Raw genomic sequence first — 10,355 nt, forward strand, 5'->3', positions numbered from 1 at the left:
CGACGCGAAAACCGATGCGAAAGCCCACGCGAAAGCCCGGATGAGCCTCCTCCCTCACCCGCTTCCCGTCCGTCATCCGGTGTCTCCTCTGCCGCCACCCGCAGTTGGCGCGGCGCGGAAAGCCTCTCCCGGTGTGACAGCGGTTAGATTCCCCGGCTTCCGTGCGGGCCGTCTCCCCCGGCTCGGCCGCCGTGTCCCCTGGCGGCACATCCTCACCCTGGTTCCGATCCTGCTCGTGGCGGTCATCGCGGTGCAGCACCGGTCGGTCCTCGTCGAGGGCTTCGCCCACCTCCGTGACGCCTCGTGGCCATGGCTGCTGGCGGCGGGCGCCGCCACCTGTCTGACCTGGGTGGCCGCGGCCTTCACCCGGCAGGGCGCGGTGGTCCAGCAACTGCCCCGCTGGCGGCTCCTTGCGACCCAGCTCGCGGCCGGCTCGGCCAACCATCTGCTGCCGACGGGTCTGGGCTCCGGCGCGGTCAACCTGCGGTTCATGACCGTGTGCGGGGTGCCGCTCGCCACCTCCTCGGCCGCGCTCGCCCTGTATCTGCTCGCCGAGTCGGTGGCCCGGGTGGGCCTGATGGCCGTGTTCTTCGTCGCCTTTCCGGACGCGCTGCATCTCGGCAGCCTGCTCCCGCACGGGACGGTCGGCCCGATCCTGACCGTCGTCGGCGCGCTGCTCGCCGTGGCACTGGCCGGGCTGTTTCTCGTACGACGGGTGCGCGAGCCCGTGTTCCGCTTCGTGCGCTCCGCCCTGAGCGAGGCCCGCTCGGTGCACACCCGTCCGTCCCGGGCGCTGGCGCTGTGGGGCGGCTCGCTCGCCTTCCCCGCTCTCCAGGCGGCAGGTCTGGTGGCGGTCGGGCAGGCACTGGGCCTGCCGGTGCCGCCCGCACACATGGCGCTGGCGTACCTGGCGGCCACGGTCGCCGTCGCGCTGATCCCCACGCCGGGCGGTCTGGGTTCCGTGGAGGCGGCGCTGATCGTGGCGCTGGTGGCCGCGGGCGGCCCGGTGGCCGTGGCTACCGCTGTCGTCCTCGCCTACCGGATCATCACCGTGTGGGTGCCGTTGCTGCCGGGAGCACTGACACTGGGAGCGCTGGTGCGACTGAAGGTCATCTGACCCGGGATGGCCTTCCGACGGAGGGAAACGCATGCCGGTCCGCCTGGAACGCAAGGGTCCTGTCACCACGGTCGTCCTCTCCCGGCCCGAGGTGCGCAACGCGGTGGACGGGCCGACGGCGGCCGAACTGGTCGCCGCCTTCCACGAGTTCGAGGCGGACGACGCGGCCCGGGTGGCGGTGCTGTGGGGTGAGGGCGGCACCTTCTGCGCGGGCGCGGACCTGAAGGCGGTGGGCGGCGAGCGCGGCAACCGGGTGGCGGAGGACGGGGACGGCCCGATGGGCCCGACCCGGCTGCGGCTGTCCAAGCCGGTGATCGCGGCGATCGCCGGGCACGCCGTGGCGGGGGGCCTGGAGCTGGCCCTGTGGTGCGATCTGCGGGTCGCCGAGGAGGACGCGGTGTTCGGCGTCTTCTGCCGCCGCTGGGGCGTGCCGCTGATCGACGGCGGCACGGTACGGCTCCCCCGGCTGATCGGCACCGGCCGGGCCATGGACCTGATCCTGACCGGCCGTGCGGTCCCGGCTGCCGAGGCCTACGAGATGGGCCTGGCCAACCGGGTCGTCCCCACCGGCCGGTCCCGGGAGGCAGCCGAGGAACTGGCCGCGTCCGTCGCCGGTTTCCCGCAGGCCTGCCTGCGCAGTGACCGGGCGTCGGTGCTGGAGCAGGAAGGGCTGGACGAACCGACGGCGATGCTCGGTGAGATCCGCCACGGCATGGCCGTGTTGGCGGAAGGGCTGGACGGAGCGGCGCGCTTCGCGGCGGGAGCGGGCCGGCACGGGTCCTTCACGGACGACTGACCAGCCGCTCCAGCACGGCGCCGGCGGCCCGGGCCCCCTCCCGCGCGGCCGTCCGGGCGTCCTGGCCGGGTGGCGCGGACAGCCGACGGCGAAGACACCCGGGGTGGTCGGCGTACGGCCGGTGGCGAAGACACCCCAGGTGGTCGGTGTACGGCCGGTGGCCAAGGTGATCCGGGCCCGGCACGCGAGTTGGTCCTCGGCGACGGAGTCCCCGGTGAAGACGACCGTGTCGCAGGGCAGGACACCGGTACACGCCCGTCGAGGTGCCGGATCCGGGCGAGCGCGTCGCCGCCGGCCCCGGCGCCGGCGACCATCACGTCGTAGGGACGGCGGCCGGCGGGCCTTCGGCGGTGACCGTCACCCGGGTGCTCCGGCTCCGGCCCCGGCGCGGGGGAGCAACGCGGCGACGGCCGCGCGGAAGGTGCCCAGGCGGTCGGCGGCTTCCCCCGCCGAGATGCGCGGCTCGTAGACGGCGGACGGTCTGCCGTCCGGCAGGAAGTCGGTGGGGTCGGTGCCCAGGTAGGCAAGGGCACCCACCCCGAGGGCGGTGGCGTCGGGCAGCGTGGACACCTCGACCGGGCGTTGCAGCAGGTCGGCCTGGGTCTGCATGAGCAGCGCCGAGCGGGTGAGACCGCCGTCGACGCGCAGCGCGGTCAGCGGGGTGCCGATGCCGGACTCGGCCGCTTCGGCGAGTTCCGCCACCTGGGCGGCGAGGCCCTCGCACAGGGCGCGCACCAGATGCCCGGGGCCGGTGTCGAGGCCGAGCCCGGTGAGCGAGCCGCGCAGGTCGCCGCGCCACCAGGGAGCGGCGAGCCCGGCCAGCGCGGGGACGAAGGTGACCCCGCCGGCGTCGGGGACGGCGCCACCGACCCGGTCGAAGTCGGCGGCGCCGGAGATCACGCCGAGGTCGGTGAGCCAGCGGACGGCGGAGCCGGCCGTGTACACCTGGCCCTCCAGGCAGTATCCGGGCTCTCCGGCGAGGCGCCAGGCGACACAGCTGACCAGTCCTGAGGCGCTGCGCCGAGGGGTGTCGCCGGTGTGCGCGAGCAGGAACGCCCCGGTGCCGTAGGTGCACTTGGCGCCGCCCGGACCGGTGATCCGCTGGGCGAGGAGGGCCGCCAGCTGGTCCACGGCGAGTCCGGTGAGCGGGATCTCGCGCCCGAACTCCTTTGTTGTGCCGACGAGTTGACAGTTGTCGACGATCTCGGGGAGGCGTTCGGCGGACAGTCCGTAGAGGTCGAGGGCGCGCGGCGACCACTGCACCCGGTCCAGATCGAGGAGTTGGGTGCGGCCGGCGGTGGCGGCATCGGTGACATAGGCGCCGGTGAGCCGGTGGACCAGCCAGGCGTCGGTGGTGGTGACGACTCCCCCGGTGGTGAGATGGCGGCGGATCCAGGCCATCTTGGGCGCGGCGAAGCAGGGGTCGAGGGGCAGTCCGGTGAGATCCCGTAACTCGTCGGCGTGTTCGGCGAGTTCGGCGCAGACGGACTCGGCCCGGCGATCCTGCCGGACGATCGCGGTGGTGAGCGGGCGCCCGGTGCCCGGATCCCAGGCCAGGACGGTCTCGCCCTGGTTGGCCAGGCCCAGCGCGGTGACCGGCTCACCGGCCTCGGCGAGCGCTCGACGGCCGGCGACGAGCACCGAGTCGTAGAGCTCCTCGGGGTCCGCCTCGGTCGGGCCGCCGGGCGGGTGCCGGGGCCTGGTGGCGACGAATCCGGTGCCGATGACGCCCCGTTCGGGGCAGATCACCAGGGCCTTGGTACCGGACGTGCCCTGGTCGACCGCGAGCACCGGACCTGTCATCGAGCCTCCCTGGCGATCACTGCGCGACAGCCTGCCGCCGTGCGGCGGGCCGCGTCAACCAGGCACGGTGTGGCAAGAGTTCGAGCCGCACGGATTCAACGCAGTCCCGGCCGGCGGAGGCCGCGGGACGAACCTCTGTGCGGATTCGGCTCCGCGGATACGGCAGGATGAGCGGTTGCACAATCGAATGGGAGGTAACCGGTGAACCGAGCGCTCACCGTCGATGACCTGGTCCTGGCCGGCATCGCCCTGGCGGCCGGCCTGTTGCTGGCCTTTCTGTCGCGCGGCATGCTGCGCTGGCTGGCCAAGCACGCGAAGCGGACCCGTTGGAGCGGTGACGACGTCATCGTGGACGCGCTGCGCACGGTGGTCCCGTGGGCGGCGCTCTCGGGCGGCGCGGCGGCCGCCGCGGCGGTGCTGCCGCTGACGAGAACGGTCCAGCACCACACCAACCAGTGCCTGAAGGTGCTGCTCATCTTCGCGGTGACGGTCTCGGCGGCGCGGGTGATCGCCGGACTGGTGCAGTCGGTCACCCAGTCCCGCTCCGGGGTCGCCGGTTCGGCCACGATCTTCGTGAACATCACCCGGGTGCTGGTCCTGGCGATCGGCTTCCTGGTGGTGCTCCAGACGCTGGGCATCTCCATAGCGCCCCTGCTCACCGCCCTGGGCGTGGGCGGTCTCGCGGTCGCGCTGGCACTCCAGGACACCCTGGCCAACCTCTTCGCGGGCATCCACATCCTCGCCTCCAAGACCGTGCAGCCGGGCGACTACATCCAGCTGAGCAGCGGCGAGGAGGGCTACGTCGTGGACATCAACTGGCGGCAGACGACCGTCCGTCAGCTCTCCAACAACCTGGTGGTCGTCCCCAACGGCCAGCTGGCGAAGACGAACATGACCAACTACACGCGTCCCGAGCAGCAGTTGACGATCCTGGTGCAGGTGGGCGTGAGCTACGACAGCGACCTGGACCAGGTCGAGCGGGTCACGCACGAGGTCATCGCCGAGATCATGACCGAGATCACCGGCGCGGTCCCGGAGCACGAACCGGCCATCCGCTTCCACACCTTCGGCGACTCACGGATCGGCTTCACGGTGATCCTGGGCGTCGGCGAGTTCAGCGACCAGTTCCGGATCAAGCACGAGTTCATCAAGCGCCTGCACCGCCGCTACCGCGAGGAGGGCATCCGCATCCCGGCCCCGACCCGCACGGTGGCGCTCCAGCAGGGGGCCGTGGTGATCCCGCAGCAGCGCGTCCCGGACGACCTGCCGTCGGGCCTGCCGCACACCGACTAGCCCCCCGCCGGTCGCGCCTACAGCGTGGCCGAGTTGTCGTGGTGGTGGCCGCCGCGCAGGCTGTGCGGGGTGGCCGGGGACGGGGTCACCGGGGTGACCGTCCAGTCGGGGTGGCCGGGCATCCGCGGGGTCGTGGTGCCGTAGAGCCAGTCGCGCAGGAAGCCCGCCCGGTCCTGGCCGGAGACCTCGGTGGCGACGGCTATGTAGTCCTCCGTCGACGCCGAGCGGCGCCGGAAGCGGTCCAGGAAGGTGCGCTCGACCCGGTGGAAGACGTCCTCGCCGACCAGCTCGCGGAAGGCGTACAGCGTCAGGACGCCGCCGAGGTAGCGCTGGCTGTCGAAGAGGTTCACCGCGTTCGGGGCGGCCACCGGCCCCGAGTCGTGGCGCCACTGGTCGCCGCGGGCGTAGGTGTCCTTCATCCGGGCCTCCATGGTGGTCATGCCCAGGGAGTCCGGCCAGCCGCGTTCGTAGCGGTAGAGCAGCCCGTAGAAGTCGGCGTGGCCCTCGTTCAGCCAGAGGTCGGCCCAGGTGGCGGGGGAGACCAGGTTGCCGAACCAGGAGTGGACCAGCTCGTGCATCATGTGCGAGCCGATCTTCGCCTCCTCCTGGAGCAGGAAGTTCGGCTTGTAGAGGGTGAGGGTCTGGGTCTCCAGCCCTGTGAAGTCGAAGGCGTTCGGGTCGTCGGAGTTGCAGGGCAGCAGGCCGTACGTCTCGAACGGGAAGGCGACGCCGAGCCGGTCCTCCAGCCACGCCACCTGGCCCGCGGTGAGGGCGAGCGCCGGTTCCAGGGCGGCGGCCCGGGCGACGGGAACGACGTCCCGCAGCGGCAGGCCGTGCGGGCCCTGCCGGTCCTTGACCACGTAGTCCCCGACGGTGATCTGGACGAGTTCCGTGGCGATCGGCGCGCGGGAGCGGTACGCGTACGCGGTCCGGTCGCCGGGGAGGCTCTCGGCGCCGGTGAGCAGGCCGTTCGCGACGCCGCGCAGGCCGCTCGGGACGGTGATGCGGAAGGTGAAGTCCGCCTTGTCCGAGGGATGGTCGTTGCACGGGAAGACGGTGTGCGCGGAGTTCGGCTGCGGGCAGACGGCGAAGCCGTCCGGGGTGGGCACCCAGGCGGTGTGCGGGAGGGTGCGGCGCGGATCGGCGCCGTACTCCACGCACACGGTGACGTGGCCGTGCTCCCGGAGCGGGCGAGCCGGGGTGATCCGCAGCTTCTCGTCGGCCTGCTCGAAGGCGGCGCTCCGGCCGTCGACGCGCACGGAGCGTATGTCGAGTCCGAGCGCGTCCAGGGAGAAGCGGGACAGGTCCTGCGTGGTGCGGACGCGCAGCGTCGCGGTGCCGTCGACCAGGCGGGTCGTGGCGTCGTAGGCGAGGTCGAGGCCGTAGGCGAGGACCTGGTAGCCGTCGTTGCCGAGGTCCGGGTAGACGGGGTCGCCGAGGGTCTCCGGGCCCGGGGCCGGCGTCGTGCCCCCGGCCCTCGCGTCGCCGCTTTTCTCCCCCGCGGAGAAGGGACGCGCGAGGGCCGGGGTGCCCGTGGCCAGTACGGTCGCCGTGCCGAGCAGGGCGGCCGCCGGGGCCGTCACTCTGGTGCGATTTCTCATGGTCCGCTTTCGGTCGGGCAGCCAGGTGGTCGGTCCGGCCGCCGGTCGATGGTGGCTCGCTTGTCATGACCACCCTTTTGACCGATCCGGTTGCCCGTCGTATGACAATCGGATCTTCCGAGTCGCGGACCCCTGTCGAGCCCGGGTCGTTCACGAGATATCTTGATGTCGAGCAATGTTGCAGACGTGGAGCGGAGCACCCGGTGACTGACTCGACCATCATCTACACCTACACAGACGAGGCCCCGGCCCTGGCGACGCACTCGTTCCTGCCGGTGATCCAGGCGTATGCCTCGCAGGCCGGTGTCGCCGTGGACATCCGCGACATCTCGCTGGCCGGGCGCATCATCGCCCACTTCCCGGAGTACCTGAACGAGGACCAGCGCATCCCGGACGCCCTGGCCGAGCTGGGCGACCTCGCCAAGACGCCCGAGGCCAACATCGTCAAGCTGCCGAACATCTCGGCGTCGATCCCGCAGCTGAAGGCCGCCGTCGCCGAGCTCCAGGGCAAGGGCTACGCGCTGCCGGCCTACCCGGACGACCCGAAGACCGACGAGGAGCGCGAGATCCGCGCCCGCTACGACAAGATCAAGGGTTCCGCCGTGAACCCGGTCCTGCGTGAGGGCAACTCGGACCGCCGCGCCCCCGCCTCGGTGAAGAACTACGCCAAGACCCACCCGCACCGCATGGGCGCCTGGACCTCCGAGTCCAGGACCAACGTGACCACCATGGGCGAGAACGACTTCCGCTCCACCGAGAAGTCCGTGGTGATCTCCGAGGCCGGCGCCCTGAAGATCGAGCTGGTCGCCGAGGACGGCACCACCACCGTGCTCAAGGACTCCGTACCGGTCCTGGCGGGCGAGGTCGTCGACGCCTCGGTGCTGCACGTCGCCCAGCTCAACGACTTCCTGGCCGCGCAGATCGCCCGCGCCAAGCAGGAGGGCGTCCTGTTCTCCGTGCACCTCAAGGCCACGATGATGAAGGTCTCCGACCCGATCATCTTCGGTCACGTGGTGCGCGTCTTCTTCCCGAAGACGTTCGCGAAGTACGGCCAGACCCTCAAGGCGGCCGGCCTCAGCGCGAACGACGGCCTCGGAGGCATCCTCAAGGGCCTGGAGAACCTGCCCGAGGGCGCCGAGATCAAGGCCTCCTTCGACGCCGAGATCGCCGAGGGCCCGGCCCTGGCGATGGTCGACTCCGACAAGGGCATCACCAACCTGCACGTGCCCTCCGACGTCATCATCGACGCCTCGATGCCGGCCATGATCCGCACCTCCGGCCACATGTGGGGCCCGGACGGCCAGGAGGCCGACACCCTCGCGGTCATCCCGGACTCCTCCTACGCCGGTGTCTACCAGGCCGTGATCGAGGACTGCCGGGCCAACGGCGCCTTCGACCCGTCCACCATGGGCTCGGTCCCGAACGTGGGCCTGATGGCGCAGAAGGCCGAGGAGTACGGCTCCCACGACAAGACCTTCGAGATCGCCACCGCCGGCACGGTCCGCCTGGTCGACGCGGCCGGCAACGTCGTGATCGAGCAGCCGGTCGCCGCCGGTGACATCTTCCGCGCCTGCCAGACCAAGGACGCGCCGATCAAGGACTGGGTGAAGCTGGCCGTCACCCGCGCCCGCGCCACCGGTGACCCGGCCGTCTTCTGGCTGGACGAGGGCCGTGCGCACGACGCGCAGCTCATCGCCAAGGTCAACCAGTACCTGGCCGAGCACGACACCGAGGGCCTGGACATCAGGATCCTGGCGCCGGTCGAAGCCACCAAGCTGTCCGTGGAGCGCATCCGCCGCGGCGAGAACACCATCTCCGTCACCGGCAACGTGCTCCGTGACTACCTGACCGACCTCTTCCCGATCCTGGAGCTGGGCACCAGCGCCAAGATGCTCTCGGTCGTCCCGCTGATGGCGGGCGGCGGCCTGTTCGAGACGGGCGCCGGCGGCAGCGCGCCGAAGCACGTCCAGCAGCTGGTCAAGGAGAACTACCTGCGCTGGGACTCCCTCGGCGAGTTCTTCGCCCTGGTCCCGTCCTTCGAGCAGTACGCCACGGCCACCGGCAACGCCCGTGCCAAGGTGCTCGCCGACACCCTCGACCGCGCCACGGCAACCTTCCTCAACGAGGACAAGTCCCCGACCCGTCGCGTCGGCGGCATCGACAACCGCGGCAGCCACTTCTACCTGTCCCTGTACTGGGCGCAGGAGCTCGCCGGGCAGACGGACGACGCCGAGCTCGCCAAGGCGTTCGCGCCGCTCGCCGAGACGCTGACCGCGAACGAGCAGCAGATCGTCGACGAGCTGCTCGCCGTCCAGGGCTCCCCGGTCGACATCGGCGGCTACTACCAGCCCGAGAAGGCCAAGGCGGACGCGGTCATGCGCCCGTCGGCCACCTGGAACGCGGCGCTCGCGTCCCTCTGAGCCGACATCCCGGACCCCAGGGGTCCGTATGAGGTCTCCGCCCCGACAGGCATCCGCCCGTCGGGGCGGAGCCATGTCCGGCCTCCGTTGCGCGCGTATGTCGTCCGTGAAGTCTGCGTGTCAACTGCGGCGCGCGGCTGGTGTGCCGTCCTGTCGGAGGCGATGAACGCCCATGACGCCGGCCGCGACCGGGGCGGGCTGCGCAGCGCCGTCGGCCAGTCACGGCCCGCATCCTGGTGGCGGGGGTGGACTCCGACCGTCTCCGTCCCCCGGCCCGGCAGGCCGAGCCGGGCGCGCTGATCCCGTCGGCCGACGGGCCGCGGCTGATCGAGTCGCCGTACGGGCACGACGGCTTCCTGAACGAGACCGGACAGGTGGGCGGCCCGATCGGGGAGCTGCTCGGCCCGTCGTCGGTGTGACACCTTGGGTCCCGCACCCCGTCACCGACCACGCCCCGGGAGCCGCCCGTGTCCGAGCCGTCGTACGAACTGCTGCCCGGCGCCGCCGAGTCGCCCGTCATCCTGCACGTGCCGCACTCCGCGCGGGCGGTCCCGGCCGGCGTGCGCGCGGACATCATGCTCGACGATGCCGCCCTGGAGCGGGAGTTGGACCACATCACGGACGCGCACACGGCCGAACTCGCGGCGGCGGCGGCCGGGCTGGCCGGGGTGACTCCCTGGCGGTTCGTCAACCGGCTGTCCCGGCTGGTGGTGGATCCGGAGCGGTTTCCGGACGAGCGGGAGGAGATGCTCGCCGTCGGTATGGGGGCCGTGTACACGCGGACCACGCACCGGGGTGTGCTGCGGGACGAGCCGTTCGATCCCGGGCCGTTGGTCGAGCGGTACTTCCGGCCGTACGCCCGGGCGATGACGGAAGCGGTCGCCGGACGGCTGGCGGCGACCGGGCGGGCCGTGGTGATCGACGTGCACTCCTATCCGAGCCGGGCGCTGCCCTACGAGCTGCACGGGACAGGCCCACGGCCGCCGGTGTGTCTGGGCACGGACGGCTTCCACACGCCGGCCGAGCTGACGGAGGCGGCGCGAGAGGCCTTCGCGGGGTGCGGGGAGACGGGGCTGGACAGCCCGTTCGGCGGGGCCTATGTGCCGCTGGAGTTCTACGGGTCCGACGCTCGGGTCGGCGCCCTGATGATCGAGATCCGGCGGGACCTCTACATGACGGAGCCGGGCGGTCCGGCGGGGGCGGGAGCCGAGGGGGGGGCCCCCGCCCCCCCCGCGCCGCTGGTCGGCGCCGGCCGCGGTCGCTCGCGCGGGAGCCAAGCCCCCGCGCACCTAGTGAGTGCCCGTCGACCCTGGTGGGCTTAACAC

The 10,355-nt window shown here is 72.1% G+C and carries 7 protein-coding genes and 1 pseudogene; 6 read left to right on the plus strand and 2 right to left on the minus strand.

Going from position 1 to position 10,355, the window contains the following annotated elements:
* Positions 1-133 precede the first annotated feature (133 nt).
* Together ACWGJB_RS00895 and ACWGJB_RS00900 are read left to right on the plus strand one after the other, a co-directional pair.
* Positions 134-1,117: a lysylphosphatidylglycerol synthase transmembrane domain-containing protein gene (locus tag ACWGJB_RS00895; RefSeq protein WP_453378156.1), complete on the plus strand. Its 984-nt coding sequence runs from the start codon at positions 134-136 to the stop codon at positions 1,115-1,117.
* A 31-nt stretch (positions 1,118-1,148) separates the two neighbouring features.
* Complete coding sequence (locus tag ACWGJB_RS00900) at positions 1,149-1,913, plus strand: crotonase/enoyl-CoA hydratase family protein (RefSeq protein WP_453378157.1); 765 nt, start codon at positions 1,149-1,151, stop codon at positions 1,911-1,913.
* Between the two features lie 357 nt (positions 1,914-2,270).
* On the opposite strand, the gene ACWGJB_RS00905 is transcribed toward ACWGJB_RS00900, so the two are convergent.
* Positions 2,271-3,716 (minus strand): FGGY family carbohydrate kinase, encoded by a 1,446-nt coding sequence (locus ACWGJB_RS00905; protein ID WP_453378158.1) that lies wholly within the window; start codon positions 3,714-3,716, stop codon positions 2,271-2,273.
* A 201-nt stretch (positions 3,717-3,917) separates the two neighbouring features.
* Here ACWGJB_RS00905 and ACWGJB_RS00910 point away from each other — a divergent pair, with 201 nt between their 5' ends.
* On the plus strand, positions 3,918-5,009 hold the full coding sequence (locus ACWGJB_RS00910; protein WP_453378159.1) for a mechanosensitive ion channel family protein: 1,092 nt from the start codon (positions 3,918-3,920) through the stop codon (positions 5,007-5,009).
* A 17-nt stretch (positions 5,010-5,026) separates the two neighbouring features.
* On the opposite strand, the gene ACWGJB_RS00915 is transcribed toward ACWGJB_RS00910, so the two are convergent.
* On the minus strand, positions 5,027-6,610 hold the full coding sequence (locus ACWGJB_RS00915; protein ID WP_453378160.1) for a M1 family metallopeptidase: 1,584 nt from the start codon (positions 6,608-6,610) through the stop codon (positions 5,027-5,029).
* A 203-nt stretch (positions 6,611-6,813) separates the two neighbouring features.
* Between ACWGJB_RS00915 and ACWGJB_RS00920 the strand changes: the two genes are divergently transcribed.
* From ACWGJB_RS00920 to ACWGJB_RS00930, 3 genes and pseudogenes are all read left to right on the plus strand, one after another.
* Positions 6,814-9,030: an NADP-dependent isocitrate dehydrogenase gene (locus ACWGJB_RS00920; protein WP_453378161.1), complete on the plus strand. Its 2,217-nt coding sequence runs from the start codon at positions 6,814-6,816 to the stop codon at positions 9,028-9,030.
* Positions 9,031-9,165: 135 nt separating this feature from the next.
* Positions 9,166-9,449 (plus strand): annotated as a pseudogene (locus ACWGJB_RS00925) (homoserine O-acetyltransferase); the annotation flags it as partial.
* Positions 9,450-9,497: 48 nt separating this feature from the next.
* Positions 9,498-10,352, plus strand: a complete 855-nt coding sequence (locus tag ACWGJB_RS00930) for an N-formylglutamate amidohydrolase (RefSeq protein ID WP_453378162.1) — start codon at positions 9,498-9,500, stop codon at positions 10,350-10,352.
* Positions 10,353-10,355 lie beyond the last annotated feature (3 nt).

Source organism: Streptomyces sp. NPDC054813, from assembly GCF_053611365.1.

Coding starts and splice junctions, on each gene's coding strand:
- ACWGJB_RS00900 (WP_453378157.1), top strand. CDS start 1,149: ATGCCGGTCCGCCTGGAACGCAAGGGTCCTGTCACCACGGTCGTCCTC.
- ACWGJB_RS00905 (WP_453378158.1), bottom strand. CDS start 3,716: ATGACAGGTCCGGTGCTCGCGGTCGACCAGGGCACGTCCGGTACCAAG.
- ACWGJB_RS00915 (WP_453378160.1), bottom strand. CDS start 6,610: ATGAGAAATCGCACCAGAGTGACGGCCCCGGCGGCCGCCCTGCTCGGC.